This is a genomic window from Mesorhizobium sp. LSJC280B00, from assembly GCF_000502835.1.
Taxonomy (GTDB): Bacteria; Pseudomonadota; Alphaproteobacteria; order Rhizobiales; family Rhizobiaceae; genus Mesorhizobium.
Map to the genome: position 1 here is coordinate 97,988 of NZ_AYVL01000013.1, position 25,714 is coordinate 123,701.

The 25,714-nt window shown below is 62.6% G+C and carries 31 protein-coding genes; 19 read left to right on the plus strand and 12 right to left on the minus strand.

All coding sequences use genetic code 11. The annotated features are described in order from the left end of the window. Positions 1 to 61: 61 nt before the first annotated feature. Positions 62 to 385, plus strand: coding sequence for a thioredoxin (gene trxA / locus X773_RS58055; protein WP_023677558.1), 324 nt, complete (start codon positions 62 to 64; stop codon positions 383 to 385). A gap of 132 nt (positions 386 to 517) precedes the next feature. Further along, positions 518 to 799, plus strand: a complete 282-nt coding sequence (locus X773_RS58060; RefSeq protein WP_023677559.1) for a cupin domain-containing protein — start codon at positions 518 to 520, stop codon at positions 797 to 799. Between the two features lie 48 nt (positions 800 to 847). Here X773_RS58060 and X773_RS58065 read toward each other — a convergent pair whose 3' ends face one another. The 6 genes from X773_RS58065 to X773_RS58090 all read right to left on the minus strand — a co-directional run bounded on the left by X773_RS58065 (position 848) and on the right by X773_RS58090 (position 6,466). Then, the gene (locus X773_RS58065; RefSeq protein ID WP_023677560.1) at positions 848 to 1,267 is read right to left on the minus strand and encodes a VOC family protein; all 420 of its coding nucleotides are present in this window, start codon (positions 1,265 to 1,267) and stop codon (positions 848 to 850) included. Between the two features lie 61 nt (positions 1,268 to 1,328). Continuing rightward, on the minus strand, positions 1,329 to 2,654 hold the full coding sequence (locus X773_RS58070) for a folylpolyglutamate synthase/dihydrofolate synthase family protein (protein ID WP_023677561.1): 1,326 nt from the start codon (positions 2,652 to 2,654) through the stop codon (positions 1,329 to 1,331). A 62-nt stretch (positions 2,655 to 2,716) separates the two neighbouring features. Beyond that, complete coding sequence (accD, locus tag X773_RS58075; protein ID WP_023677562.1) at positions 2,717 to 3,643, minus strand: acetyl-CoA carboxylase, carboxyltransferase subunit beta; 927 nt, start codon at positions 3,641 to 3,643, stop codon at positions 2,717 to 2,719. A 37-nt stretch (positions 3,644 to 3,680) separates the two neighbouring features. Then, positions 3,681 to 4,520, minus strand: a complete 840-nt coding sequence (trpA, locus tag X773_RS58080) for a tryptophan synthase subunit alpha (RefSeq protein ID WP_023677563.1) — start codon at positions 4,518 to 4,520, stop codon at positions 3,681 to 3,683. A 2-nt stretch (positions 4,521 to 4,522) separates the two neighbouring features. Then, positions 4,523 to 5,773 (minus strand): tryptophan synthase subunit beta, encoded by a 1,251-nt coding sequence (trpB, locus tag X773_RS58085; protein WP_023677564.1) that lies wholly within the window; start codon positions 5,771 to 5,773, stop codon positions 4,523 to 4,525. 33 nt (positions 5,774 to 5,806) lie between these two features. After that, positions 5,807 to 6,466, minus strand: a complete 660-nt coding sequence (locus tag X773_RS58090) for a phosphoribosylanthranilate isomerase (RefSeq protein WP_023677565.1) — start codon at positions 6,464 to 6,466, stop codon at positions 5,807 to 5,809. 167 nt (positions 6,467 to 6,633) lie between these two features. On the opposite strand from X773_RS58090, the gene X773_RS58095 reads away from it, so the two are divergent. After that, on the plus strand, positions 6,634 to 6,852 hold the full coding sequence (locus X773_RS58095) for a hypothetical protein (protein ID WP_023677566.1): 219 nt from the start codon (positions 6,634 to 6,636) through the stop codon (positions 6,850 to 6,852). 31 nt (positions 6,853 to 6,883) lie between these two features. On the opposite strand, the gene X773_RS58100 is transcribed toward X773_RS58095, so the two are convergent. The 3 genes from X773_RS58100 to X773_RS58110 form a co-directional block, all read right to left on the minus strand. Beyond that, positions 6,884 to 7,351: a hypothetical protein gene (locus tag X773_RS58100; RefSeq protein WP_031211993.1), complete on the minus strand. Its 468-nt coding sequence runs from the start codon at positions 7,349 to 7,351 to the stop codon at positions 6,884 to 6,886. Between the two features lie 3 nt (positions 7,352 to 7,354). After that, positions 7,355 to 8,113 carry a M48 family metallopeptidase gene (locus X773_RS58105; RefSeq protein ID WP_023677568.1) on the minus strand — a complete coding sequence of 253 codons (759 nt, stop codon included), beginning with the start codon at positions 8,111 to 8,113 and terminating at the stop codon, positions 7,355 to 7,357. 100 nt (positions 8,114 to 8,213) lie between these two features. Continuing rightward, complete coding sequence (locus tag X773_RS58110) at positions 8,214 to 8,702, minus strand: DUF2852 domain-containing protein (protein ID WP_023677569.1); 489 nt, start codon at positions 8,700 to 8,702, stop codon at positions 8,214 to 8,216. Between X773_RS58110 and X773_RS77370 the strand changes: the two genes are divergently transcribed. Then, positions 8,632 to 8,832: a hypothetical protein gene (locus X773_RS77370; RefSeq protein ID WP_198023569.1), complete on the plus strand. Its 201-nt coding sequence runs from the start codon at positions 8,632 to 8,634 to the stop codon at positions 8,830 to 8,832. The genes X773_RS58110 and X773_RS77370 overlap by 71 nt on opposite strands. 128 nt (positions 8,833 to 8,960) lie before the next feature. Here the strand turns inward: X773_RS77370 and X773_RS58115 are convergent, their stop codons facing one another. Beyond that, on the minus strand, positions 8,961 to 9,425 hold the full coding sequence (locus X773_RS58115; RefSeq protein ID WP_023677570.1) for an Lrp/AsnC ligand binding domain-containing protein: 465 nt from the start codon (positions 9,423 to 9,425) through the stop codon (positions 8,961 to 8,963). A 170-nt stretch (positions 9,426 to 9,595) separates the two neighbouring features. On the opposite strand from X773_RS58115, the gene X773_RS58120 reads away from it, so the two are divergent. Next, positions 9,596 to 10,609 (plus strand): 1-aminocyclopropane-1-carboxylate deaminase, encoded by a 1,014-nt coding sequence (locus X773_RS58120; protein WP_023677571.1) that lies wholly within the window; start codon positions 9,596 to 9,598, stop codon positions 10,607 to 10,609. Positions 10,610 to 10,611: 2 nt separating this feature from the next. Here X773_RS58120 and X773_RS58125 read toward each other — a convergent pair whose 3' ends face one another. Then, entirely contained in the window at positions 10,612 to 11,379 is a 768-nt protein-coding gene (locus X773_RS58125) for an alpha/beta hydrolase (protein ID WP_023677572.1), read from the minus strand. A gap of 215 nt (positions 11,380 to 11,594) precedes the next feature. Between X773_RS58125 and infC the strand changes: the two genes are divergently transcribed. The 9 genes from infC to X773_RS58170 all read left to right on the plus strand — a co-directional run bounded on the left by infC (position 11,595) and on the right by X773_RS58170 (position 19,319). After that, a complete protein-coding gene (infC, locus tag X773_RS58130) occupies positions 11,595 to 12,131 on the plus strand; it encodes a translation initiation factor IF-3 (RefSeq protein ID WP_023677573.1) in 537 nt (178 codons plus the stop codon). Between the two features lie 202 nt (positions 12,132 to 12,333). After that, the gene (locus X773_RS58135) at positions 12,334 to 12,975 is read left to right on the plus strand and encodes an isoprenylcysteine carboxylmethyltransferase family protein (protein WP_023677574.1); all 642 of its coding nucleotides are present in this window, start codon (positions 12,334 to 12,336) and stop codon (positions 12,973 to 12,975) included. 179 nt (positions 12,976 to 13,154) lie between these two features. After that, positions 13,155 to 13,358, plus strand: coding sequence for a 50S ribosomal protein L35 (rpmI, locus tag X773_RS58140; RefSeq protein WP_006201248.1), 204 nt, complete (start codon positions 13,155 to 13,157; stop codon positions 13,356 to 13,358). 147 nt (positions 13,359 to 13,505) lie between these two features. Then, complete coding sequence (rplT, locus tag X773_RS58145; RefSeq protein ID WP_006201247.1) at positions 13,506 to 13,907, plus strand: 50S ribosomal protein L20; 402 nt, start codon at positions 13,506 to 13,508, stop codon at positions 13,905 to 13,907. Positions 13,908 to 14,003: 96 nt separating this feature from the next. Next, positions 14,004 to 15,089, plus strand: coding sequence for a phenylalanine--tRNA ligase subunit alpha (gene pheS, locus X773_RS58150; protein ID WP_023677575.1), 1,086 nt, complete (start codon positions 14,004 to 14,006; stop codon positions 15,087 to 15,089). Positions 15,090 to 15,195: 106 nt separating this feature from the next. Continuing rightward, positions 15,196 to 17,604, plus strand: coding sequence for a phenylalanine--tRNA ligase subunit beta (gene pheT, locus X773_RS58155; protein ID WP_023677576.1), 2,409 nt, complete (start codon positions 15,196 to 15,198; stop codon positions 17,602 to 17,604). A gap of 10 nt (positions 17,605 to 17,614) precedes the next feature. After that, entirely contained in the window at positions 17,615 to 18,208 is a 594-nt protein-coding gene (locus X773_RS58160; protein WP_245274729.1) for a 2OG-Fe(II) oxygenase, read from the plus strand. Positions 18,209 to 18,236: 28 nt separating this feature from the next. Then, positions 18,237 to 18,608 (plus strand): hypothetical protein, encoded by a 372-nt coding sequence (locus X773_RS58165; protein ID WP_023677578.1) that lies wholly within the window; start codon positions 18,237 to 18,239, stop codon positions 18,606 to 18,608. 108 nt (positions 18,609 to 18,716) lie between these two features. Next, positions 18,717 to 19,319: a nucleotidyltransferase family protein gene (locus X773_RS58170; RefSeq protein WP_023677579.1), complete on the plus strand. Its 603-nt coding sequence runs from the start codon at positions 18,717 to 18,719 to the stop codon at positions 19,317 to 19,319. A gap of 270 nt (positions 19,320 to 19,589) precedes the next feature. On the opposite strand, the gene X773_RS58175 is transcribed toward X773_RS58170, so the two are convergent. Continuing rightward, entirely contained in the window at positions 19,590 to 20,585 is a 996-nt protein-coding gene (locus tag X773_RS58175) for an aldo/keto reductase (protein ID WP_023677580.1), read from the minus strand. Between the two features lie 105 nt (positions 20,586 to 20,690). Here X773_RS58175 and X773_RS58180 point away from each other — a divergent pair, with 105 nt between their 5' ends. From X773_RS58180 to X773_RS58200, 5 genes are all read left to right on the plus strand, one after another. Next, positions 20,691 to 21,581 carry a LysR family transcriptional regulator gene (locus tag X773_RS58180; RefSeq protein ID WP_023677581.1) on the plus strand — a complete coding sequence of 297 codons (891 nt, stop codon included), beginning with the start codon at positions 20,691 to 20,693 and terminating at the stop codon, positions 21,579 to 21,581. A gap of 60 nt (positions 21,582 to 21,641) precedes the next feature. Continuing rightward, positions 21,642 to 22,220 carry a cytochrome b gene (locus tag X773_RS58185; protein ID WP_023677582.1) on the plus strand — a complete coding sequence of 193 codons (579 nt, stop codon included), beginning with the start codon at positions 21,642 to 21,644 and terminating at the stop codon, positions 22,218 to 22,220. Positions 22,221 to 22,288: 68 nt separating this feature from the next. Then, positions 22,289 to 22,864, plus strand: coding sequence for a YceI family protein (locus X773_RS58190; RefSeq protein ID WP_023677583.1), 576 nt, complete (start codon positions 22,289 to 22,291; stop codon positions 22,862 to 22,864). 139 nt (positions 22,865 to 23,003) lie between these two features. Beyond that, positions 23,004 to 23,990, plus strand: a complete 987-nt coding sequence (locus tag X773_RS58195) for a Gfo/Idh/MocA family oxidoreductase (RefSeq protein ID WP_023677585.1) — start codon at positions 23,004 to 23,006, stop codon at positions 23,988 to 23,990. Between the two features lie 56 nt (positions 23,991 to 24,046). Then, complete coding sequence (locus X773_RS58200) at positions 24,047 to 25,705, plus strand: FAD-binding dehydrogenase (RefSeq protein WP_023677586.1); 1,659 nt, start codon at positions 24,047 to 24,049, stop codon at positions 25,703 to 25,705. The last annotated feature ends 9 nt before the right edge of the window (positions 25,706 to 25,714 follow it).

Below are 25,714 nucleotides of genomic sequence, written 5' to 3' on the forward strand. Positions count from 1 at the left end.
TTGAAGACGGACGCGACCACCACCACATTTGGTGCGACGAACAAATCGAAAGGATCTCAGCATGGCCACCGTCAAGGTCGACAAGAGCAATTTCCAGGCCGACGTGCTCAACGCCAAGGAGCCGGTCGTGGTCGATTTCTGGGCGGAATGGTGCGGCCCGTGCAAGATGATCGCCCCGGCGCTCGAGGACATCGCCATCGAACTCGGCAGTAAGATAAAGATCGCCAAGCTCAACATCGACGAGAATCCTGAGCTGGCCGCGCAGTTCGGCGTACGCTCGATCCCGACGCTGATGATCTTCAAGGGCGGCGAAGTCGCCGACATGAAGGTCGGTGCTGCGCCGAAAACGGCATTGTCGCACTGGATCAACGGCAGCCTCGCCTGATCCGATCAAAATTTTGCAGAAAAGCCCGGCCTCGCGCCGGGCCTTCTTTTGCTGGCGTCATTGGTGGGCCGCTCTGGCACTCGCGGCTTGCCGCCCGGTATTCTTCTCTTCTGAATTCAAAGGAGAAGCGATATGACCGGATCCGCCAAGGCCACCGTCTTCATCGAAAATGAGCGCGTCATCGTCACCGAATACCGCTTCGCCCCGGGAGACAACACCGGCTGGCACCGCCATGGCCACGACTATGTGATCGTGCCGTTGACCGACGGCAAGGTGAAGCTCCTGACCAAGGATGGAGAATCCTTTGCCGAAATGAAGAAGGGCTCGCCGTATTTCCGCAACGAGGGCGTCGAACATGACGTCATCAGCGCAAACGATGGCGAATTCGCCTTCATCGAGGTCGAGCTGAAGTAGTCCACCAACGCATCGGCTGCGCCGCCACAATTGTCCGGCGAGACGCGATCACCAATCCGCGATACGATCGCCGCCGACGAATTGTGCGCTTTTCTCAGTATATTCAAACAGTTCGATCTTCACGCCGTTGGGGTCGCGGATCCAAGCCTGGTAGGTGTCATCGCACGCGCGTTTCTTTGAAGTGACATCAACGCCCTTTGACCTCAGTTGGGCGATCGCGGCATCGATGTTTTCCACTTCGAGGCAGAAGTGGTTGATCTGGTTCCAGTCGCTATAGCTCGCGCCGTCTTTCTGGAACACCTCGACATGGCTGCGGCTGCCGCAATTGAGGTAGAAGCCGAAAATCTTCCCGTCGCGCAGGAAATTGAACTGGGTGTCCATGCCGAGGACGTCCCGATAGAAGCTTCGCGTCATCTCCAGGTCATTCGCGAAAATGCAAACGTGAGCGAGCTGCTTTACCTTGATCATGATTGGCTCCTGGCGGTGGTCTGATAAGTGTGGCGTCACCGTGGCCCGGCTGAAGCACGCCTCAAGCCGGCGGCGTGCCGTTTTCGGCCAATACCGCGCCGGCCAGGTAAAGTGACCCGCCAATCAGGATGCGCGGCGGCGGTCCGTCCCATGTGTCGCGCAGCAGCATCAGTGCGTTTGCAACGGAACTAACCGGTTCGGCCGACAAGCCTGCCTCGATGGCGCGGGTCGCCAGTTCGTCGTTCGGCACGCCGGCGTCGCTCAGGCTCACCGGCACGGTGTAGACGTGCCGCACCAGCCCTTTGAAGGCGCGGAAATAGCCGCTTTGGTCCTTGGTGTTGATCATGCCCGAGATCAGGAACAGCGGCCGCGGGTTCTTTTCCTCCTGCTCGGCCAGGGCCTCAGCGACGACCACGCCGGCGCCGGGATTATGGCCGCCGTCGAGCCAGATGTCGGCGCCCTTCGGCGCCAGTTCGCTCAGCCGTCCTTGCGGCAGCTTTTGCATGCGGCCCGGCCAGGCAACATTCGCCATCGCCTTCTCGGCAGCGCGGTGGCTGATCTCGAAGCCCGCCGCCTTGACCGCCGCGATCGCCGCCGCCGCATTGGCGAATTGATGGCGCCCCGGCAGGCGCGGCGGCGGCAGGTCCATCAATCCGTCTTCGTCCTGATAGACCATGCGGCCGTTTTCCTCATAGGCAAGGAAATCCTGGCCATAGACGAAGGCGGGGCAGTCGAGCCGCTCGGCGGTTTCGATGAGCACCTGCTGGGCCGTCTCGCTTTCCTGCGCGCCGATGACGACCGGGCATCCGCGCTTGATGATGCCGGCCTTTTCGGCGGCGATCAGCTCGACGCGGTCGCCGAGATAGGCTTCGTGGTCGAGCGACACCGGCATGATCACCGACACGGCCGGTTCGGCGATGACATTGGTGGCGTCGAAGCGGCCGCCAAGGCCAACCTCGAGGATGACGGCATCGGCCGGATGTTCGGAAAACAGCAGGAAGGTGACGGCGGTGAGGATTTCGAAGACGGTGATCTTCTGGCCTTGATTGGCTTTGGCGACGCGGGCGATGGCTTCGGCGAAGACCTTGTCGTCCACCAGCCTGCCGCCGCCATCTGCGGCCAGCCGGTAGCGCTCGTGCCAGTTCACCAGATGTGGCGAGGTGTGGACGTGGACGCGGTAGCCGGCGGCTTCGAGCAGCGCCCGTGAAAAAGCAGCACAGGAGCCCTTGCCGTTGGTGCCGGCGATGTGGATGACCGGCGGCAACTGGTCTTGCGGATTGCCGAGGCGCTCGAGCAGCCGCGAAATGCGGTCGAGCGAAAGGTCGAAGCCCTTCGGGTGAAGCGCCATCAGGCTTTCGATTTCGCGGTCGGCGGCAAGCGTGGTCATGAAGGAATCCTACGCGCGCGCACAACGGCACACAACAGCCGCTCGCGCCGCGTGATGTCGCGTCAGGCTTGCGGCCGGGCTTCGGCCGGTATCGCCACCGGCGGCAGGATTTCCGGCTCCCGCGGGTTTTGCTCTTCCGGCAGCTTGAGCAGCATTCTCAGCAGCCGCGCAACCGTCTGGCGCATCTCCAGCCGCGACACCACCATGTCGACCATGCCGTGTTCCATCAGATATTCGGCGCGCTGGAAGCCGTCGGGCAGCTTTTCGCGGATGGTCTGCTCGATGACGCGCGGTCCGGCAAAGCCGATCAGCGCCCCGGGCTCGGCAATGTGCACGTCGCCCAGCATGGCGTAGGAGGCGGTGACGCCGCCGGTCGTCGGGTTGGTCAGGACGACGATGTAGGGAAGGCCGGCCTCCTTCAGCCTGTCGACGCCAATCGTGGTCCGCGGCAGCTGCATGAGCGACAGGATGCCTTCCTGCATGCGGGCGCCGCCGGAGGCCGCAAACAGGATCAGCGGCCGCTTGCGCTGCAAGGCGACCTCGAAACCATGCACGATGGCGTCGCCGGCCGCCATGCCGAGCGAGCCGCCCATGAAGGCAAAATCCTGCACCGTCACCACCACCGGCAGGCCCTCGACCGTGCCCAGCGCATTGATGATGGCATCTTCCATGCCGGTCTTGGCCTTGGCATCCTTCAGCCGGTCAATGTAGCGCTTTTCGTCGCGGAACTTGAGTGGATCCTGAACGACCTTGGGGTTTTCCAGCGTCTCGTATTTGCCGTCGTCGAGGAAGAATTTCAGCCGTTCCTTTGCCGATATCTTCATATGATGGCCGGAGGACGGAATGACGAACTGGTTCTGCTCCAGATCCTTATGGAACACCATTTCACCGGTCTCGGGATCCTTGATCCACAGGTTTTCCGGCATGTCGGTGCGGCGGCCGAGCATCGAATTGATCTTCGGACGGACGTAATTGGTGATCCAGTTCATCGCTTCGGCTCCTGTCCCTTAAGAAGACGTAGGAAGATTATTCGGCGGCAGCAAGGCGAGCCGCGCGAACCCCTTGCGAAAGCCCGCTGACCAGCGTGGCGACGGCCTCGGCCGGATCGGCGGTCTTTTCGCCCTTCGGCCCGAGCACGTTGGCGACGGCATTGACAATCGCGGTGCCGACAACGACGCCGTCGGCCGACGCGCCGATGGTGCGCGCCTGCTCGGCGGTCTTGACGCCGAAGCCGACGCAGACCGGCAGGTCGGTATGGCTCTTGATGCGCTTGACTGCTGCCGCCACCTTGCCGGTGTCGGCCAGCGCCGAACCGGTAATGCCGGTCATCGAGACGTAGTAGACGAAACCCGACGTGTTCTGCAGCACCTTGGGCAGGCGCTTGTCGTCGGTGGTCGGCGTCGCCAGCCGGATGAAATTGATGCCGGCCTTGAGTGCCGGGATGCAAAGCTCCTCGTCCATCTCAGGCGGCAGGTCGACGACGATCAGCCCGTCTATACCGCTGGCCAGCGCATCGCTCAGGAAGCGCTCGACGCCGTAGATGTAGATCGGATTGTAATAGCCCATCAAGACGATCGGGGTTTCACTGTCGCCGGCGCGGAATTCCGAGGCCATCTTCAGCGTTTTGACCAGTGTCTGGCCGCCCTTCAGCGCCCGCAGGCCGGCCGCCTGGATCGCCGGGCCGTCGGCCATTGGATCGGAAAACGGCATGCCGAGCTCGATGATGTCGCTGCCGGCGCCGGGCAGCGCCTTCATGATCGACAGGGAGGTGTCGTAGTCCGGGTCGCCGCCCATGAAATAGGTGACGAGTGCCGGTCGACCTTCGGCCTTCAGCTTTGCCATGCGGCGGTCGATGCGAGTGGCCATGATCAGATCTCCATGCCCAGCATATTGGCCACTGTGTGCACGTCCTTGTCGCCACGGCCGGACAGGTTGACGATGACGATCTGGTCCTTGTCCATATCAGGCACGATCTTCACCGCCTGCGCGATGGCATGGGCCGATTCCAGCGCCGGAATGATGCCCTCGACGCGTGTCGTCAGCTGGAACGCCTCCAGCGCCTCGTCGTCGAGGATCGGCACATAGTCGACGCGGCCGGAATCGCGCAGCCATGAGTGCTCCGGCCCGACGCCGGGATAGTCGAGGCCGGCCGAGATCGAGTGGCCGTCCATGATCTGGCCGTCGGCGTTCTGCAGGAGGTAGGTGCGGTTGCCATGCAGCACGCCGGGCGCGCCGGCACTCATCGAGGCGCAATGCTCGATGCCGTCGAGCCCGCGGCCGCCGGCTTCGACGCCGATGATGCGCACCTGCCTGTCATCCAGGAAGGGATGGAACAGGCCGATGGCGTTCGAGCCGCCGCCGACACAAGCGATGATGGTGTCCGGCAGCCGGCCTTCCTGCTCGAGGATCTGGGCACGCGCCTCGGTGCCGATCACCGACTGGAAGTCGCGCACCAGCTCCGGATAGGGGTGCGGGCCGGCGGCGGTGCCGATCAGGTAATAGGTACCCTCGACATTGGTCACCCAGTCGCGCAGCGCCTCGTTCATGGCGTCCTTCAGCGTGCCGTGGCCGGCGGTCACCGGCCGCACCTCGGCGCCCAGAAGCTTCATGCGAAAGACGTTGGGGCTTTGCCGGGCGACATCGGTTGCACCCATATAGACGATACAAGGAAGCCCGAAGCGCGCCGCCACTGTAGCGGACGCGACGCCATGCTGGCCGGCGCCGGTCTCGGCGATGATCCGCGTCTTGCCCATGCGCTTGGCGAGCAGGATCTGGCCGAGGCAGTTGTTGATCTTGTGCGAGCCAGTGTGGTTCAGGTCCTCGCGCTTGAAATAGACTTTTGCGCCGCCCCCGAGGCCCTTAGCCGCGGAAACCCCGCGAAGATGCCGGGTAAGGCCTTCGGCGAAATAGAGCTTCGAAGGCCGCCCGGCGTAATGCGTCGAGAGATCGGTCAGCTCGGCCTTGAAATCCGGGTCGTTCTTGACCTCGTTCCAGTGCCGCTCCAGCTCGAGGATCAGCGGCATCAGCGTTTCGGCAACGAAACGACCGCCAAAAATGCCGAACATGCCCTGCTCGTCGGGGCCGGTGCGGAAGGAATTCGGTATCGCCGGCTTATCCATCGCCGATCTCCTGGTCTGCGGTTTGAAGCGTGGTCAGGCGGCGCGGTTGTCGCGTGCTGCCCCGACGGCCCGGAAAAATTGTTCGATCAGCGCCGGTTCCTTGACGCCCGGCGCGCTTTCCACGCCCGAAGAAATATCTATTCCGGGCGGGTTCACGAGCCGAACGGCGTCGCCGATATTTCCAGCATTGAGCCCACCGGAAAGCATGTAATCGACGCCGGCGTCAAGGCCGGCAAGAATGCGCCAGTCGAAGGCAAGACCGTTGCCGCCCGGCAATTCCGAATTCCTAGGCGGCTTGGCATCGAACAGAAAGCGGTCGGCAATGCCGACGAAGGGTTTTACCTGCTCGAGATCGGCAGCCTCGCTGACCGGCAGCGCCTTCATCACCGGCAAGCCGTAGCGCGCCTTCACCTCGGCCACCCGCTCAGGGGTTTCGGCGCCGTGAAGCTGCAGCATGTCGGGCTGCATTTTTTCGACGATCTCATCCAGAAACGCGTCGCCGGCGTCGACCGTCACCGCAACCGCCTTGGCCCTGCCGCGCGCCGCTTCGCGCAGGCGGCCAGCTTCCGCCGGCTCGACATAGCGCGGGCTTTTGGCAAAGAAAATGAAGCCGACATGGCTGGCGCCGCCGGCCAATGCCGCGGCCAGTGCCTTGTCGGTCTTCAACCCGCATATCTTGATGTCGAGCGCCATGGCGCGGGATTGGCACGAAACGGCCAAAGAGTCGAGAAAAAGCATCCTGTTTGCCGCCAGCGCGGAACGCGCTACCTTGCTAATGTAAGAGCGCAACGCGCTACCTTGCTAATCTAAGAACGCAACGCGCTGCCTTGCTCAGGCACAAAGGCGGGAGAACAAAGATCATGCCGGAAAAGACCGTCGCGGAACTCAGGCAAAAGCTGGCGCAGGCCCATGAGGTCATCGCTCATTTGATGGACAAGGCCGCCTTCAACGGCGCCGAGGCGCACCGGGCGCTGGCTTATTTCAGCAACGATGGCTTCGAGAAGGATTTCCTGCCCTGGCCGCGCCACGCCGACGAGGGGCTGCGGCCGGAGGAGTTGAACGCGGCCAATGACGATTGAGCAATTAAGCCCTGATCAAAAGCGCACTCTGTCAATGGAGTGTTCCTCCTCTCAACGCGCAACTTAGGTTGTTCATGGCCTCCAACGGAAAGTCATGTTTGCGCCAGTTTTCCTTGTAACCTTTGAGGCCATGTGTGTTCAAAACCTCACGCGCGGCACTGAGAACTGCTTCTGCGAACTCTCGCAACCCGCATGTGGCTTCAAGTTTCACCTCGCCGAAGTCGTCTGGCTCGTCAGACCAGATTTCTGAAAATTCCAGTATCTGCACTCTGACAAAAGCGCCTTCTGGCACCAGGACGAAGCGATACTCACCGGGCTCATCACAGAAGCGTGCGACCGAATACCTGGTGCCTTTCAGCGCGTTCAGCGTGGCGCCAAGCAACTCGTTGAGGGCATCGCCCAGATAAGACGCCGCCACGGTCGCCTGAAGGTCCCCAACCGTGACATCGCACATCGCCCAGCCCGCTCCAATCAGCCGGTATTCCATCCGCGCAGGCATCAATCACTCGAACGCGATCGCCTGCAGCGCGCCGCCATTGCGCTTGAGCCAGTCCTTGCAGCGCTCGGTGTCCGGGCAAAGCTGCTCGCATAATTTCCAGAATTTCGGGCCGTGGTTCATCTCCTTGAGGTGCGCCACCTCATGCGCGACGAGGTAGTTTATCACCGGCCGCGGCGCCATCATGATGCGCCAGGAAAACGACAGATTGCCGTCCGACGTGCAGGACCCCCAGCGGCTCGACGTATCCTTGAAGCGGATCGCCTTGGCCCGCTTGCCAATCGCCGCGCTGTGCTTCGTCACCAGCGCCTCGATCTCGCGCTTGGCTTCGCGCTTCAGGAAATCGGCGATGCGGCGCGGCAGATGCACGCGTTCGCCATGCACGATCATCAGCGGTCCGCGCTCGTCGCGCGACAGCGTGACGGTTCCGCGTTTCGACGGTTCATGGACGATGCGATGCGGCACACCGCGCACCGGTACCTTGATGCCGGGCCGCACCTGTGGCCGGTTGGGTACCTTGGCCAGCCTTTGCTCCAGCCAGTCCTGATGGCGGTCGAGGAATTTTTCCACCTCGCCGCGGCGCAGCCCCGGCGGCACGGTGATGCGCAGGCCGCGGCCGCCGGAGTCGATACGCAGCGTCAGGCGGCGGGCGCGGTCGTTCTCGACGATCTTGAGCGGCAGCGTGCGGCCGGCAACGCAATGCTCGCGCTCCACGACGGGCGTGGGCTTGGGTTTCGCCGGGGTGCGGAAGAAGCCGAATGACATTCCGGGACGATACGCGATTCGAGGGAAACGAATAGAACAAAAAAGAAACGGCGCCGCTGACGCGACGCCGTTTTTGAATTATTTATCGGGGCAAGGACCTTTACTCGTCGAGCAGGCCTGGCGTGGAATTACCGCCGCGTTTGTTGTTCGTCGTCGAGCCGGTTGACCCACCGGTCGTGGGCGACGTCGACTTGTTGCGGTTGGCCATGAAGCGGTCGAACTCTTCCTGGTCCTTGGCGCGGCGCAATTCGCGGGCATATTCGTCGAACTCGCTCAGCATCTCGTCGAGCTTGCGGCGTTCCTCGGCAAGCCGCTCGAGTTCCTTTTCGCGCCAGTCGTCGAAAGCGACGTTGCCGGTGCGGGCGGAGCCATGGCCCCAGCGCGCGGCCTTGTCGGAGCCGCGGCGGCAGCCGGCGAAGATGCCGTCTGTGGCGCGATTGACGTCACGCTTGAAGCCCTCGAGCCGGTCGCCCCAGATGATGTAGGCGAGCATGGCGAAGCCGAGCGGCCAGAACACCATGAACCCGATCACCATCAACGCGATGGTCGCCGGCGTCCAGGCCGGACGGATCAATGCAGATGTGTTCATTTCTCCCAATCCTTCAGTTGGAGACAGCCAAATCCGGCTGCGTGAAATCGAAATGGGATGGAGAAAACGGCGATTCAAGACAGCGACCGCCAAAACCGGACAAGCGGCTGAAATGATTATCGCTTTTTGAGCATTTCGAGGAAAAGAGCAGTCAGGCCCCGTAAGGGGGCAATGCCGCCGACGGTTCTGTAGTGAAAATCCAGCGCCGATCGCGTCTGCTGGCTGAGTGCAATGGTTTGACGCTTCGAAGCCGTCCGTTCAAAAATCCAGAGGCGCATTGTCGACGACCTCTTTCATCACGAAGAAGGTTCTGGTCTGGCGAACGCCAGGCAGTGCGATCAATTGGTCCCCGTGGATTCGGTTGAAATCCGCCATGTCACCAACCCTGATCTTCAGAAAATAATCGAAGTCGCCTGCCACCAGATGGCAGTCGAGGATGAATTTCAGCTTGGCGACGGCCTTTTCGAATTCCGCGAAACTCTCCGGGGTCGAACGGTCGAGTACGACGCCAACCATCACCAACGCGCCTCTGTCGACCTTCTGCGGGGTCACCATCGACCTGACATGGCTGATGTAGCCTTCATCGAACAGGCGTTGCGTCCGGCGGTGGCACGTCGCCGGGCTAACAGCGACCGACTGCGCCAGCTCCGCATTGGTCAGTCGCCCATTGCCCTGGAGCAGGCGCAACATTTTCAGGTCGATCCGGTCGAGCGCTGCGCGCATGAAAGATTCTTCCGTTATTCGGATTAAGAATCGAATATATATGACATTTCAATGCCATGAAGCGATATTTTGGATATTCTGGGCTCGATCTTTGAGAGCACATTTCAAGGCAGAGCTGATAGTGTTCATCGCACCACACCGCAATGAATGGAACAAGCGAGGGCACTCTCATGCTCGAGAAATTCGAACGTTATCCGCTCACATTCGGGCCGACCCATATCGAGAAACTGGAGCGGCTTGGTGGTCATCTCGGCGGGAAGGTCGATCTCTATGCCAAGCGGGAGGATTGCAATTCCGGCCTTGCCTTCGGTGGCAATAAACTGCGCAAGCTCGAATATATCGTCCCGGACGCGATCGCCTCAAACGCCGACACACTGGTGTCGATCGGCGGCGTCCAATCCAACCATACGCGCATGGTGGCGGCCGTCGCGGCGAAGATCGGCATGAAGTGCCGCCTCGTGCAGGAAAGCTGGGTGCCCCACGAGGACGCCGTCTACGATCGCGTCGGCAATATCCTTTTGAGCCGGATCATGGGCGCTGATGTCCAGATGGTCGATGAGGGTTTCGACATCGGGATTAGGGAAAGCTGGGAACAGGCAATCGCGGATGTGAAGGCCAAGGGTGGCAAACCCTATCCAATTCCGGCCGGGGCTTCGGTACACAAATATGGCGGCCTGGGCTATGTCGGCTTTGCCGAGGAGGTCCGCGCGCAGGAGAAGGAGCTCGGCTTTGCCTTCGACTACATCGTCGTTTGTACCGTCACCGGTTCGACTCACGCCGGCATGCTGGTCGGCTTCGCCAAGGACGGCCGCGAGCGCAAGGTGATCGGCATCGACGCATCCTGCACCCCGGCGCAGACCAAGGCGCAAGTGCTCAAGATCGCGCAGAGCACCGCGACGCTGGTCGAACTCGGCAAGGAGCTCGATGAGAACGATGTCGTCCTGATCGAAGATTATGCCTATCCGGTCTACGGCGTCCCCTCGCAGGAGACGAAGGAAGCAATCCGTCTCTGCGCGCGTCTTGAAGGCATGATCACGGATCCGGTCTATGAGGGAAAATCCATGCAGGGCATGATCGATCTCGTGAGCAAGGGTTATTTTCCCAAGGGATCGAAAGTGCTCTACGCCCACCTTGGCGGCGCTCCGGCCATCAACGGATATGCTTATGCGTTCCGCAACGGCTGAATCTATCCCGCCTGCCGCACCATGGCGTCCACCGCCCGCACCAGCATGTCGAGATCCTGCGGCCGCGACAGGCGGTGGTCGCCGTCGGGAATGAGCGACAGCGTGACGTCGTCGGCCGGCAGCAGGCTGACCAGCTTCAACGCATGGCTCGACGGCACGTCGGGATCGGCAAGGCCTTGCAGGATGTGGACCGGACAGTGCGTGTCGATCGGCCCGGTCATCACCCGGTTGTTGCGGCCGTCCTCGATCAGCGCGCGCGTGTAGATGTAAGGCTCGGCTGAATAGTCCGACGGCTCCTCGAAAAAGCCCTTTTTCCTGAGGTCGCGCTTTTGCGCTCCGGTCAGCACCGGCTCGATCAGTTCAGCGGTGAAATCGGGCGCCGGGGCCAGCAGCACAAGACCTGCGATGCTGTTTTCGCCCGCCTTGCGCAATTCCTGCACCATGCGCAGCGCGATCCAGGCGCCCATCGAGGAGCCGACCAGGATCTGCCTGCCCTGGGTGAAGCGGCGGAAAACCGCCAGGCTCTCGCCCAGCCATTTCGAGATGGTGCCGTCGGCAAAGGCGCCACCCGATTCGCCGTGGCCGGAATAATCGTGGCGCAGAAAGGCGCGACCTTCTTTGCGCGCCCATTCCGACAGCGTTTCGGCCTTGGTGCCCAGCATGTCGGATTTGTAGCCGCCGAGCCAGACGATGCCGGGCTCGGCACCTGCCGCATGCCTGACGGCGATGCTCGTCCCGTCGACGTCCAGGAAGATCGGGGTGGTGGTCATGGTGTATTCCCTCACGCCGGTCTTTTGGCACAAGCGGGGGTTCAACGAAAAGTGCTCCGCCACTTTCTTCGCTTGGTGCAGAGGAGCATTCCATCGAGCAGGTGATTTCCTGAGAATGCTGTGCTATTGACTCCGACCGCGCGCTCACCACATTGCGCGTTCGCAATTCTGAACTGAAGAACCCCTTAACGAAACGGCTCAAGGAGACCACGACCATTCGCAGACCTTTCAAAGCAGCGGCGCCCACCAAGGAAGGCCCGCGCTCCAACCGTGACATCCGGGTTCCCCGGGTCCAGCTAATCGACGCCGAAGGCCAGAACCGCGGCGATGTCTCCATCAACGATGCATTGCTGCTCGCCGAAGAGGCGGGGCTCGATCTGGTCGAGATATCGCCCAATGCAGTGCCGCCCGTCGTAAAGATCCTCGATCTCGGCAAGCTGAAATACGCCAACCAGAAGAAGGCGGCCGAGGCGCGCAAGAACCAGAAGGTCATCGAGATCAAGGAGATCAAGATGCGCCCGAACATCGACAGCCACGACTATGAGACCAAGATGAAGGCCGTCCGGCGCTTTTTCGAGGAAGGCGACAAGGTCAAGCTGACATTGCGCTTCCGCGGTCGCGAGATGGCGCATATGGAACTCGGCATGCAGCTTCTGAACAAGGTTCGCGAGGAAGTGGCGCCCATCGCCAAGGTCGAAGCCGAACCGAAGCTCGAAGGCCGTCAGATGATGATGGTGCTGGCGCCCCGCTAAAGCGCGTTGCGCTTTAGTTCTGTTTTGTGCATGTCGTTGTCGCAAAACCGCTGCGCACTGTTGGGCGACGTGCATAAAATCCGCCTGAATCATGTTGCAAGGCGTCCCGGCGATCGGCGGGGCGCCTGTTTTCTTGGCCAGACGCTGCGATCGCCGGCGAGAGCAAAGACGCTCTGGTTCCCTCGACGATCGGATTCCCGACATGGTCAATGACGTCAAGCATTCGGAAGCCAAATATGGGCTGGGCAGCTACCAGCACACGCGCAGGATGGTGCTTGCCGTCGTCGTCGTCGTCCTGTTCGCGATGCTTTTGTTCGGGCAGTCGGTTTTTCCGCCCGATACGCCTGTGCATGAAACGATCGAGATGGTCGGCGTCGTGCTGATCTTTCTCGGCATCGTCGGACGCTTGTGGTCGACGCTCTATATCGGCGGTCGCAAATCCTCCGAAGTGGTGACCGGCGGACCCTATTCGATCACCCGCAACCCGCTCTATGTCTTCTCTACTTTAGCTGCCGCCGGTGTCGGCGCACAGATCGGCTCCATCACCGCCACGATCGGCTTTGGAGCGCTCTGCGCGGGTGCCTTTTACATCGTTATCCTGCGCGAGGAGAAATTCCTCAAGCAGGCTCTCGGCGCGCCATACCAGGCCTACCTGGCGAAAGTGCCGCGCTTCTTCCCGAAACTGTCGCTGTATCAGGAAGGCGACACCGGCAGCTTCAAGCCGCGCCTGCTGCGAACCACGTTACTGGACGGGCTGGTGTTCCTCGTTGCCTTGCCGGCTTTCGAACTGATCGACGGCGCCCAGCAGTCCGGCATATTGCCGGTGCTGTTCCGTTTCCCCTGAGCACTACAGTGTTGCTCGGCACGGGGTGTTGCGCGCCAGCCCGCTTTGACGTATAGGACCGCCGTTCCCAAAAAACCGCCCGGCAGGGCATGCCGTGGCGGTTTCATTTGCTTTTCGGGCTTTGGTCGGCCTGAAGCGAACAAAAAGCGCATTGGTGCGCATATAAACGGAGTAGCAAAATGCCCAAGATGAAGACCAAATCGGCCGCCAAGAAGCGGTTCAAGATCACAGGTACGGGTAAAGTTCTGTCGGCTGCGGCCGGCAAGCGTCACGGCATGATCAAGCGTTCCAACAAGTTCATTCGAAATGCCCGCGGCACGATGGTTCTGGCTGAACCGGATGGCAAGAAGGTCATCAAGAATTTTCTGCCGAACGGCCTCTAGGGCATGATGCCAAAAAGTTGCAGACTTTTTGGAAACATCATGCGCCAAAATAAGAGCATTCGGTCTGGGCACGCATTTGTTTTACGCAATTCCGAACGGAAAACCGCCAGGCACTTTTCCTGGAATTGCTTTTAAGGAGATCATGACATGGCACGCGTAAAGAGAGGCGTCACCTCGCACGCCAAGCACAAGAAGGTCCTGAAAGCCGCCAAGGGTTTTTACGGCCGTCGCAAGAACACCATCCGCATCGCCAAGCAGGCGGTGGAAAAGTCGCTGCAGTACGCCTATCGCGACCGCAAGAACCGCAAGCGCTCGTTCCGCGCGCTGTGGATCCAGCGCATCAATGCGGCGACGCATGAGCATGGCCTGACCTACGGCCGTTTCATCGACGGTCTCAACAAGGCCGGCATCGAGATCGATCGCAAGATCCTGTCGGACATGGCCATCCACGAGCCGCAGGCCTTCGCCGCACTCGTGGCCAAGGCCAAGGTCGCGCTCGAATACCTGAAGAATACCACGCCGAATGCTTTTGAAAGCGCTGTCGCTTAAGACCAGCGCTTCCCAAGCTATTCGACACTTGATTTGGGAAACCCGCGCTGGCAGGGCTGGCGCGGGTTTTTCTTTGCTTCCAATCGGATCTGGAACATGAGTGACATGGAAACTCTCGAAAATTCCCTGATGGCCGAGATCGCCTCGGCCGCCGACGAGCAGGCGATCGAGGCGGTGCGTGTCTCTGCCCTTGGCAAGAAGGGCTCGGTTTCCGAGATGCTGAAGACACTCGGCTCGATGAGCGCCGAGGAGCGACAGGTCAAAGGCCCGGCAATCAACGGCCTCAAGAACCGCGTCACCGAGGCACTTTCGGCGCGCCGCGCCGAGCTGAAAGATGTGGCGATCACGGCACGGCTTGCCGCCGAGAAGGTCGACGTCAGCTTGCCGGTCAGGCAATCGCCGGCCGAGCGCGGCCGCATCCATCCGATCAGCCAGGTTATCGACGAGATCGCGGCGATTTTCGGCGATCTCGGCTTTGCCATCGCCGAAGGTCCGGACATCGAGACCGACTATTACAATTTCACCTCGCTGAACTTCCCGGAAGGCCACCCGGCGCGCGAGATGCACGACACCTTCTTCTTCCAGCCGGACGCGCAGGGCGAGCGCAAGCTTTTGCGCACCCACACCTCGCCGGTGCAGATCCGCACCATGGAGATGCAGAAGCCGCCGATCCGCATCGTCATTCCCGGCAAGACCTACCGGCAGGATTCCGATGCCACCCACTCGCCGATGTTCCATCAGGTCGAGGGGCTGGTGATCGACAAATCGGCCAACGTCGCCAACATGAAATGGGTGCTGGAGGAGTTCTGCAAGGCCTTCTTCGAAGTGCCGAGCGTCAAGATGCGCTTCCGGCCGTCCTTCTTCCCGTTCACCGAGCCCAGCCTCGAGGTCGACATCCAGTGCGACCGTTCGCGGCCCGGCGAGGTGCGCTTCGGCGAGGGCTCGGACTGGATGGAGATCCTCGGCTGCGGCATGGTCCACCCCAATGTGCTCCGTTACGGCGGGCTCGATCCCGACGAATACCAGGGCTTCGCCTGGGGCATGGGCATCGACCGCATCGCCATGTTGAAATACGGCATGCCGGATCTGCGCACCTTCTTCGACGCCGATGTGCGCTGGCTGTCGCATTACGGTTTTAGGCCGCTTGACATGCCGACGCTGTTCGGGGGCTTGAGCGCGTGACGACCGGGCCGCAGCAAATCCGCGGGCAGCTCGCCTTCCTGCACATGTCCGACGCGCGGCCGCATAGCTTCAAGTGCAGCGTGCCCAGACCAGACGGAACACAGTCATGAAACTCACCCTCTCCTGGCTCAAGGATCATCTCGAGACCGACGCCTCGCTGGCGGAAATCGTCGAGCGTCTCACCTCGATCGGCCTCGAGGTCGAGCATGTCGACGACCGGGCGAGCCTGGCCCCCTTCGTCATTGCCAAGGTGCTGACGGCGGTCCAGCATCCCGACGCCGACCGGCTTCGCGTGCTGACCGTCGACACCGGCGACGGCAAGCCGCCGGTGCAGGTCGTGTGTGGAGCGCCGAACGCCCGCGCGGGCCTGATCGGCGCCTTTGCAGCACCGGGCACTTATATTCCCGGCATCGACGTGACGCTGACCGTCGGCAAGATCCGCGGCGTTGAAAGCCACGGCATGATGTGCTCCGAGCGCGAGCTCGAATTGTCCGAGGAGCATGACGGCATCATCGACCTTCCGGCCGATGCGCCGGTCGGCACCAGCTTCGCCGCCTATGCCCATCTCGATGATCCGCTGATCGAGATCAATCTGACGCCGAACCGGCCGGATGCGACCAGTGTCCATGGCATCGCCCGCGATCTGGCGGCGAGCGGGCTCGGCACGCTGAAGAGCGCGCCGATAGAGCCGATCCCCGGCAAGGGCGAGACGCCGGTCAAGGTGACGATCGAAGCGCCGGAGCTCTGTCCCGGCTTTGCGCTGCGCCTGGTGCGCGGCGTCAAGAACGGACCGTCGCCGAAATGGCTGCAGCAAAGGCTTCTCGCCATCGGCTTGAGGCCGATCAGCGCGCTCGTCGATATCACCAATTACGTCACCTTCGACCGCGGCCGGCCGCTGCATGTCTTCGACGCTGCGAAGGTCACCGGCAATCTCGCCGTGCGCCGGGCGCGTGATGGCGAAAAGGTGCTGTCGCTCGACGGCCGCGAATACACGCTGACGCCGGAGATGTGCGTCATCGCCGACCAGGACGGCATCGAATCGATTGCCGGCATCATGGGCGGCGAGCATTCCGGCTGCGACGAGAACACCACCGACGTGCTGATCGAGTCGGCGCTTTGGGACCCGATCACCACCGCCCGCACCGGCCGCACGCTCGGCATCATCACCGACGCGCGCTATCGGTTTGAGCGCGGCGTCGACCCGGAAATGATGGTTCCCGGCTTGGAGCTGGCGACGAAGCTGGTGCTCGATTTCTGCGGCGGTACGCCGGCGCAAACCGAAGTCGTCGGCTATGCCGGCCATCAGCCGAAGATCGTCTCGTTCCCATTGTCGGAAGTGAAGCGGCTGACCGGCATCGAAGTGCCGCGCGCGACGAGCCTCGACATTCTAGCCCGCCTCGGCTTCAAGCCGGAGGGCACGGGCGATGTCGTCAATGTGGCGGTCCCGTCCTGGCGGCCGGATGTCGACGGCAAGGCCGACCTGGTCGAGGAGGTCATGCGCATCCACGGCGTCGACAATATCGCGCCGCAGCCGCTTGGTTCGCACGATGCGGTCAACGCCAGGATCCTGACTGTGCTGCAGATCCGCACCCGCGCCGCCAAGCGGGCGCTTGCCGTGCGCGGCATGATGGAGGCCGTCACCTGGTCGTTCGTTCCGGCAAAACACGCCGAATTGTTCGGCGGCGGCCAGCAGGCGCTGAAGCTTGCCAACCCGATCGCCGCCGATATGTCGGACATGCGGCCGTCGCTGCTGCCGGGGCTGATTGCGGCAGCACAGCGCAATGCCGACAGGGGCATCGGCGATGTCGCGCTGTTCGAAGTGTCGGGCACTTACGAGGGCGACGGCGCCGACCAGCAGCGGCGTGTTGCCGCCGGCGTGCGGCGCGGCACCGCCAGGCTCGAGGGCTCCGGCCGCCATTGGGCCGGCAATGCCGGCGCCGTCGGCGTCTTCGATGCCAAGGCCGATGCGATCGCAGCACTCGAAGCCTGCGGCGCGCCGGTCGAGCGGCTGCAGATCGAGGCTGGCGGCCCGGCCTGGTATCATCCCGGCCGCTCCGGCACGATCAAGCTTGGGCCGAAGGTAATCCTTGGCACGTTTGGCGAGTTCCACCCGAAGACGCTGGAGGGGCTGGACGTCTCCGGCCCGCTCTGCGGCTTCGAAGTGTTCATCGATACCGTGCCTGAGCCGAAGGCCAAGCCGACGCGAACAAAGCCGAGGCTGGATCTGTCCGCCTTCCAGGCGGTCAAGCGCGATTTCGCCTTCGTCGTCGACAAGGCGGTCGAAGCCGGCACACTCGTTCGCGCCGCCCTTGCCGCCGACCGAAAGCTGATTTCCGGCGTCTCGGTGTTCGATGTTTTCGAGGGTGCAGCGCTCGGCGCGGCGAAGAAATCGATCGCTATCGAAGTGTCGATCCAGCCGGTCGAAAAGACGCTGACCGACGACGATTTCGAGGCGCTGGCCAAGCGCATCGTCGAGAATGTCGGCAAGCAGACCGGCGGCGTGCTCAGAACCTAGAACGGATGCGATGATGGTTCACACCAGCAAACTCTCCATCACCTGGCTGGCAACTCACATCGGGACGATCGACGGCTTCTTGGATGACCAGGAATGCGCCGATCTGATCGCTGACAGTGAACGGCACGGTTTCGAGGCGGCCAAGGTGAACAGCTCCGGCGGCGCCACCGTCCTGAAGGAGCTTCGCAATAACGACCGGGTTGTCTTCGATGACGAGGACCTTGCGGATTTGCTCTTCGCACGGGCGCGGCCTCTGCTCTATCGTGGTCTCGGCGACTGGCGCTTGACCGGGCTGAATGAGCGTTTCCGTTTCTATCGCTATGGGCCGGGCCAGAAGTTCGATTGGCACCATGACGGCTATTTCGAGCGCCACGCCTTGGAGCGCAGTCAGTTCACGTTCATGATTTATCTATCAGATGGATTTGAAGGGGGAGGAACCTCGTTTCGCGGCGAGGTGCCGGGCTATGCCGGTAGCAGTCTTCTGGTGAAGCCGAAGAAAGGAATGGCACTGGCGTTCTACCATCCGATCGAGCATCGCGGCGACGAGGTGCTGTCGGGGCGCAAGTACGTCATCCGAACGGACGTGATGTACAAGCGCCAATGAAACGCTGTCCGTTCTGCCGCTGAGCTAAATGCACCTGACCCCGCTGGAAGTGTTTTTCGTCAAGGAGTTCTGCCGTTCCGCCGGCGTTTCTCCTGACATGATGCGTGCGCTGAAAGTCAAAGACCGCAGCCGCGATCCTGTAGGGTTCATGACCACAATCGTTGCCTCATCGGTTCCCCCGGAATTGCGCTTTGAGAGTCGAGTGTTCAGTTCGCTTCGGGTAGCGTGCGTTGGACCTGACCAGCTTCTTTGCGGCATGGTGCTGTTCTTCGATGAGATTGAAGGAAAGCTAGATGCGATCGAAGGCTTTGTGTACGGCGAAGAATGGCCGCCAATCGAGGAGCCAGTCTTCTGGTCCGAGACCGACCGAACAATGAGCCTTGGGCGAGAGGGAAACTAGCCTGCAGAAATGGGCGTCACGACGCCCTTTCCGATAATTGCACAACGGATGGCGCGCTGAGGATCTAGAGGGGTTGCCGGCAGGTGACGAATCGCCCTCCAAAGGGCGATGGACCATCTGCGCTATTCAGGGCTGCCCTTCGAGGAACAGCGTGCAGTCTTTCTCGATATCGTCTCAGCCGATCCGCTGGTCGGTGAGACGCTGTCGCGGGTACGGGTGCTAGGCCTGCCGGACTGGCTGGTCGTCTCAGGCGCGCTTTACAACAGCGTCTGGAATCATCTGACCGGAAAGCCCTCGGGGTACGGCATCCGGGATGTCGACCTGTTCTATTTCGATGAGAGCGATCTGTCCTATGAAGCCGAGGACACGGTCATCCGCCGGGCGGCGAAGCAGTTCGAAGGACTGACGCTGCCGGTCGAAGTGCGCAACCAGGCGCGGGTGCATCTGTGGTTTGAGGCGCGCTTTGGCGGTTCCTATCCCAGACTGTCGTCGTCCGCCGAGGCGCTGTCCTATTTCGCTTCGAAAACCCATGCGGTCGGCGTTAGATTCGGCATCGATGGGCAACTCGCGCTCGTGGCGCCGTTCGGGCTCGACGACATCTTCTCGTTTCGCGTTACCCCGAACCGTGCACTGGATAATCGGCAGACGCACGAGATGAAGGGCGCGCGTGCCAGGGAGAACTGGCCGGAGATCAGTGTCGTGCCTTGGTAGGAAATGTCGGCGCGAGGCACCCCCCCTCTGCCCTGCCGGGCATCTCCCCCTCAAGGGGGGAGATCGGATGTCGCCTCGGCTTTCGCCAATCACCGGCGCCGGAAGGGCGGGGAGGGCGCGGGAACTGCCAATCTCCCCCCTTGAGGGGGAGATGTCCGGCAGGACAGAGGGGGTGCCTCGCGCCGAGGTCTCACAACGCTTTGCATCGCACCGTATTAGTCAAAAAGGGGTGCCGAAACGCCCCGTTTCGATTGCGCCGTCGATTGCCGTTCACCCGTTGACCAGCGCCAGCAGCTCCTCGGTATAGCGCTTGCCGACCACCTTTTCCGGCGACAGGGCGTCGCCGATGGATGCCACCTCGGCCTGGCTCAGTACGATATCGGCTGCCGCCGTATTCTGTTCGAGATGTCGGATCTTGCGGGCACCAGGGATCGGGACAATGAAGTCGCCCTGATGCAGCACCCAGGCGAGCGCCAGCTGCGCCGGCGTCACGCCCTTCCCGGCGGCCATCTTTTCCAGCACGGCGACGACCGCCGCATTGGCCGCCATGGCGTCGGCCTGGAAGCGCGGCAACCCGCGGCGCCAGTCGTCGGCGCCGAGAACATCGGGCTTGGCGATCGTGCCGGTGAGCAGGCCGCGGCCGAGCGGGCTATACGGGACAAAGCCGATGCCGAGCTCGCGGCAGACGGCAAACACTTCCCCCTCCGGATCGCGGCTCCACAGTGAATACTCGCTCTGCACGGCGGCGATCGGGTGCACGGCATGCGCCCGGCGGATGGTCGCCGCACTCGCCTCCGACAGGCCGAGCGCCCGCACCTTGCCCTCGCGCACCAGCTCGGCCATGGCGCCGACCGTATCCTCGATCGGCACGTTGGGGTCGACGCGGTGCTGGTAATAGAGATCGATCACCTCCGTATCCAACCGCTTCAATGACGCTTCGGCCACCGCCTTGACATGCTCCGGGCGGCTATCGACACCGGCCATGCGCTCCATGCCGCTGCCTTCTTCGAGGATCTTGAAGCCGAATTTGGTTGCGATCGTCACCTTGTCACGCACCGGCTTCAGCGCCTTGCCGACCAGGATTTCGTTCTCGTAAGGGCCATAGACCTCGGCCGTGTCGAAGAAATTGACCCCGATCTCGACGGCATGGCGCAGCGTGGCAATCGCCTCCGCCTCCGGCTGGCCACCATAGGCAAAGCTCATCCCCATGCAGCCGAGGCCGACCGGGTAGACGTCAAGTTCATTGCCAAGCTTGCGGGTTTGCATCACGTGTCTCCTTGTTGTGATGGTTGTGATGCCGCAGAGATAGCGTCTTGCCCTGCGTTCGATAATCGGCTCTCATTTGCACGGGCTGTTCCAAGAAATAGATCAATGAAGCGAACCCATCTTTCACAGCTCGCGGTACTGGCAACGGTCGCCCAATGCGGCAGTTTTCGCGGCGCCGCCAAGGAGCTGGCGATCGCGCCATCGGCGGTCAGCTATGCGGTGTCCAGCCTGGAAGCGTGTCTTGGCGTTCGCCTGCTGGCGCGCAGCACGCGCAGCGTCGCTCCGACCGAGGAGGGCGCGCAACTGCTCGAGCGCCTCAGGCCGGCGCTGTCGGAAATCGACCTGGCGCTGGAATCGGCGATCGAGGCGCGCGACCGGCCGGCCGGCAATCTCCGGCTGACCGTGCCGCGCACCGCGGCCCACCTGGCGCTGACGCCGAGGCTCAGCGCCTTTGCGGCTGCCTATCCCGACATCGTGCTGGAGATCGTCATCGAGGACCGCTTCACCGACGTCGTCGAGGGCGGCTTCGATGCCGGTGTGCGACTGGGCGAGAGCCTGCAGCGCGACATGATCGCGGTGCGCATCGGACCAGACCTTCGCGGCGCCGTGGTCGGCGCGCCAGCCTACTTCGAGACCGTGCCCAAGCCGCAGCATCCGCGCGATCTCGCCGCTTACCGCTGCATCCGCTTCCGCTTCTCCAGCGGCATTCTCTACCGCTGGGAATTCGAGCAAAACGGCGAGGAGATCGAGATAGCGGTGCAAGGGCCGCTGATCCTCGACGAGGACCATCTGATTGCCAATGCCGCGGTTGACGGCGCCGGGCTCGCCTTCGTGTTCGAGGACTATGTCCGCGCCGCGCTCGCCGCCGGCAAGCTCGTTCGCGTGCTGGAGGACTGGTGCCCGCGCTTCGACGGCTTCTTCGTCTATTACCCCAGCCGCCGCCAGATGCGGCCGGCGCTCAGGGCCTTTGTCGATTTTTTCAAGGTCGGCGAGTAAGCCAACCCTCCCCACAAGGGAGAGGTGGAAGAAAGCCGACCTGGCATTCGTTCACCGACCATGTCAGCACTGCCCAAAAACCAGACGGCCGGCTACGGCTGGACGGCGATCATCCTTCACTGGCTGATCGCGGCGCTCTTTATCGGCCAGTTCGTGCTCGGCTTCGTCATGGTGCGGCTGTCCAGCCAGCGCACCGCCTTCGAGCTGATCCAGCTGCATAAATCCTTCGGCTTCCTGCTGCTTGGACTGGTCATCCTGCGCATCGCCTGGCGCCTAGGCAGACCGGCCCCATCGCTGCCGCGCTCGGTCGGGCCTTTCGAGCGCCGTGCGGCGCCGCTGGTCCATCTCGCGCTTTATGCGTTTCAGCTCGCTCTGCCGTTGTCCGGCTGGGCGCTGGTCTCGGTCTCGGTGCTGGAGATCCCGACCGTGCCGTTCAATCTGTTCGTCATGCCCAATCTGCCGCTCGGTGAATCGGACACGGCAGAAAGCTTCTGGGCAGCGACGCACTGGTATCTCGCCTATGCCGGCATCGGACTTGTCGCTTTGCATCTCGCCGCAGCGCTGCGCCATCATTTCTGGCTGAGGGATACCGTGCTGACGCGCATGATCACGGCTTCGTCACATCACGACAGGGAATAGAGCGGACGGCTCATTCGTTGATGGGGCGAGGACGCAAGAAAGCGTTGCCTGCCAAGAGGACCATTTCCATGTACGCGCGCATCTTCGGATTTGCGGCCGCCGCCGCTTGTATTGCCATGCCTGTTTTCGCCGCCGTTGCCCTCGGCGACGCGGCCGGCAGCTACATCATCCGCCCGGGGAGTTCCAGCATCCACTTCTCCATCGGCAAGCTCGGCGGCGGCGGGCTCGACGGTGCCTTCGCCCGCTTCAAGGGCAGTATCCTCATCGACAACAGCGATGTCGGCCGGTCCCAGGTCAATTTCACCATCTTCCCCGAAAGCGTCGGCACCGGCCAAAGCCGCATCGATGCCTTTCTTCGCTCGGACGCGGTCTTCGACGCCGCCGACAATCCGGAGATCCAGTTCCGTTCGACCAGCGTCAAACGCACCGGCGACACGTCAGCCCTGGTTACCGGCAGGCTGACGGCGCGCGGCAAGACCTTTCAGGAAAAGTTCACGGCCGATCTCGGTGGCCTCAAGGCGGGCACGATAAAATTCCACGTCACCGGCAAGGTGCTGCGGTCGCGCTACGGCATGGATGTCGGCACGCCGATTTATTCCAACGTCGTCGACTTCGACATGACGCTGACGGGTAGAAGGGGATAGCCTTTGCAGGTTCCGCCAGGGCAGCGCGGGCATCCGGACAAGCCGCAGATGATCGCCCTGTTCGCCGCCATGCTCCCGCATTGGCTTTTCTCCTGAATTAGGGCAAACCTCCAGGCCTGCAATCGAGAGGAGAAATTTGATGTTCCGATGGGGTGTTTTGTCGACGGCCAAGATCGGCCGCGAGCAGCTTTTGCCGGCAATCGTCGAGGCGGAGAACGGCGTGCTGTCCGCGATTGCCAGCCGCGATCTGTCGAAAGCGCGGGCGCTGGGCGAACGCTTCGGTGCGCGCCACGCGTTCGGCTCCTATGAGGAGCTGCTCGCCTCCAGCGACATCGACGGCGTCTACATTCCGCTGCCGACCTCGCAGCATGTCGAATGGACGGCCAAGGCGATCGAGGCCGGCAAGCATGTTCTGGTCGAAAAACCGCTGGCGCTCGATGCCGGGGACATTCCGCCGCTGATCAAGCTGCGCGATGCCAGGAAGGTGCTGGTCTGCGAAGCCTTCATGGTCGTCTACCATCCGCAGTGGATCAAGGTGCGCGAGCTGATCGCCAACGGCGCCATCGGCCGGCTGCGCCATGTCCAGGGCGCGTTCTCCTATTACAATGTCGACCCCAACAACATGCGCAACAAGCTCGATCTCGGCGGCGGCGCGCTGCCCGACATCGGTGTCTACCCGACAGTGTCGACACGCTTTTCGACCGGCAAGGAGCCGCTGCGCGTCCAGGCGACGATCGAGCGCGACAAGACGTTCGGCACCGACATCTATTCCTCGATCCGCGCCGATTTCGGCGACTTCGAGCTGTCGTTTTACCTGTCGACGCAAATGGCGGCACGCCAGGTGATGGTCTTCCACGGCGAGAAGGGCTTCATCGAGGTGTTCTCACCGTTCAACGCCGGGCTCTACGACCATCACCGCGTCGAGCTGCACAACCAGAACCACAGCGAGGCGCAGGTGTTCCGCTTTCCCGGCACGCAGCAATACCGGCTGGAAGTCGAGGCCTTCGCGCGGGCTGCGCAGGGCGGCAAGGACCGCGTCTTCACTCTAGAAGAATCGGTGCTCAACCAGAAGGTCATCGATGCCATCTTCCGCGCCGGCGAGAAGGAAGGCTGGGAAACAGTCTAGGCCGGCCATGATCCCAAAAAGGGGACCGGTTTTTGGACGAGATCATGGCCAAATAGATGTCCGACGATGCGGATGTGATCATTGTCGGCGCCGGCCTTACCGGCCTTGTCGCGGCGGCCGAACTGACTGCGGCCGGCAAGAAGACCATCATCGTCGAGCAGGAGCCGGAACAGTCGCTTGGCGGCCAGGCATTCTGGTCGCTCGGCGGCATCTTCCTTGTCGATTCGCCCGAACAACGGCGCATGCGCATCCGCGATTCGTATGAGCTGGCGCTCGAGGACTGGCTGGGCACCGCGGCCTTCGACCGCACGGAAGATCTCTGGCCGCGCCGCTGGGCCGAGGCCTATCTCGGCTTCGCCGCCGGCGAGAAGCGCTCCTGGCTCATGCAGCGCGGCCTGAAATTCTTTCCGGTGGTCGGCTGGGCCGAGCGCGGCGGCGGCAATGCCGTCGGCCACGGCAATTCGGTGCCGCGCTTCCACATCACCTGGGGCACCGGCCCTGGCGTGCTCGAACCGTTCGTGCAGCGCGTACGCGAGGCCGAGAAACGCGGGCTGATCCGCTTCAAATTCCGTCACCGGGTCAACGAATTGACGCGGACGGGCAGCGTCGTCAACGGCGTGCGCGGCGACCTATTGGCGGCGAGCGATGCCGAGCGCGGCCGCAAGAGCTCGCGCGAGATCACCGGCGATTTCGAGCTGAAGGCGCAGGCCGTCATCGTCGCCTCCGGCGGCATCGGCGCCAATCACCAGCTGGTCCGGGAGAATTGGCCGAAGCGGATGGGCGCGCCGCCGAAACGCATGATCACTGGCGTTCCCGATCATGTCGACGGCCGCATGCTGGCGATCGTCGAAGCCGCCGGCGGCCGGCTGATCAACCGCGACCGCATGTGGCACTATGTCGAGGGCGTCAGGAACTGGGCACCGATCTGGACCGATCATGCGATCCGCATCCTGCCCGGCCCGTCATCGCTGTGGCTCGATGCGCGCGGCAAGCGCCTGCCGGTCCCGCTCTATCCCGGCTTCGACACGTTGGCCACGCTCAGCCACATCATGAGCACCGGCTTCGATCATTCCTGGTTCATCCTGACCAAAAAGATCATCCAGAAGGAGTTCGCGCTGTCGGGCTCCGAGCAGAACCCCGATCTGACGGGGAAGAGCTGGCGCCAGGTGCTCGGCCGCGCCACCAGCGGCGTTCCCGCGCCGGTCAAGGCGTTCATGGAGAAGGGCGAGGATTTCATCGTCGAGCCTGATTTGCCGGCGCTGGTCGCCCACATGAACGCAGTGGCCGGCGGCGAGCCGCTGCTCGAACTGGCGCAGGTTGAGCGCGAAATCCGCGCCCGCGACCGGCAGCTCGATAATCCGTTCTCCAAGGACATGCAGATTACTGCGTTGCGCGGCGCGCGAGCCTATCTCGGCGACCGGCTGATCCGCACCGCAAGACCGCACAAGCTGCTCGATCCCGCCAATGGCCCGCTGATTGCCGTCAGGCTCAGCATCCTGACCCGCAAGACGCTCGGTGGGCTGGAGACTGACCTCGACAGCCGCGTGCTGGGCGCCGGCGGCCAACCAGTCGAGGGGCTGTACGCGGCGGGCGAGGCCGCCGGTTTCGGCGGCGGCGGCATGCACGGCTATGCAGCGCTCGAAGGCACGTTTCTCGGCGGCTGCATCTTTTCCGGCCGCAGTGCCGGACGGGCGGCGGCACGCGCGGCGGGGTAAGGCATTTGG